This window comes from Paraburkholderia humisilvae (assembly GCF_902859855.1).
GTDB classification, from domain to species: Bacteria; Pseudomonadota; Gammaproteobacteria; order Burkholderiales; family Burkholderiaceae; genus Paraburkholderia; species Paraburkholderia humisilvae.
Genome location: NZ_CADIKH010000410.1, coordinates 1 through 887, shown reverse-complemented (window position 1 = coordinate 887; position 887 = coordinate 1). Strand labels below are relative to the sequence as shown.

General features: G+C 62.3%; 1 protein-coding gene. It reads right to left on the bottom strand.

What is annotated here, in order from left to right:
• Window positions 1-40: 40 nt before the first annotated feature.
• The coding region (locus HV796_RS42820; protein ID WP_175233624.1) for an IS256 family transposase at window positions 41-887 on the bottom strand (847 nt) is incomplete at its 5' end.

The following is an 887-nucleotide window of genomic DNA, read 5'->3' as shown; positions in this document are numbered from 1 at the left end:
GAGCAATTGTCAAATCTGGTGTACGCGGTGAGCAGGTTCATCAGGCGGCGAGCGATTGCTGAACCGGTGTGCTGTCGATCACCGGGATGCCATTTCTGAAAGGAATGCCTTGCAGGAGGGGCGCGATTTTGTCAGCGCCGCGAATGCGAAGCCACGACTGTTCGGCCGATTCGATGAGCTTGAATGCGAGGCCCAGGAAGGTCGGACGTGAGACGCAGTTGCGCGTGCGCGTCGTGCGATGCCGGACGGTGGCGAAGGTCGACTCGATCGGGTTTGTCGTGCGAACGTGTTGCCAGTGCTCGGCCGGGAAATCGTAAAACGCAAGCAGTTCGTCGCGATCACGCGTGAGTTTCTCCGTCGCTTTCGGATATTTCGCCGAATAGACGTTGATGAAGTGCGTAAAGGCAATGAGCGCCTCTTCGCGTGTAGCAGCCATCCAGATTGCCTGCAGATCCGCCTTGGCGCGCCCGTGCTGGGATTGGGGTAGCGCGTTGAGTACGTTACCGGCCTTGTGAAACCGGCAGCGCTGGTGCCGGGTTTGCGGGAACACTTCGGCCAGCGCCGCCCACAGGCCCATCGCGCCGTCGCCCACCGCGAGCCGGGGAGCGCCTTGCAAGCCTGGCGACTTCAGGTCCAGCAACACTTCGACCCACGAATCCTTTGATTCCCGATAGCCGTCGGCGATCGCCACGCGCTCCTTCTTGCCTTCCGGGGTGACGCCGATGATCACGAGCAGACACTGGCCGTCGGAGTCGTCGCTGCGCAGCCCCGTATGGATGCCGTCGGCCCACCAGTAGACCCAGCGTGACCCCGGGAGATCGCGCTGATTCCATAGCCGGTGTTCGTCTGCCCACTGCGCCTTGAGCCGGCTGACTACGTTCGGCGAC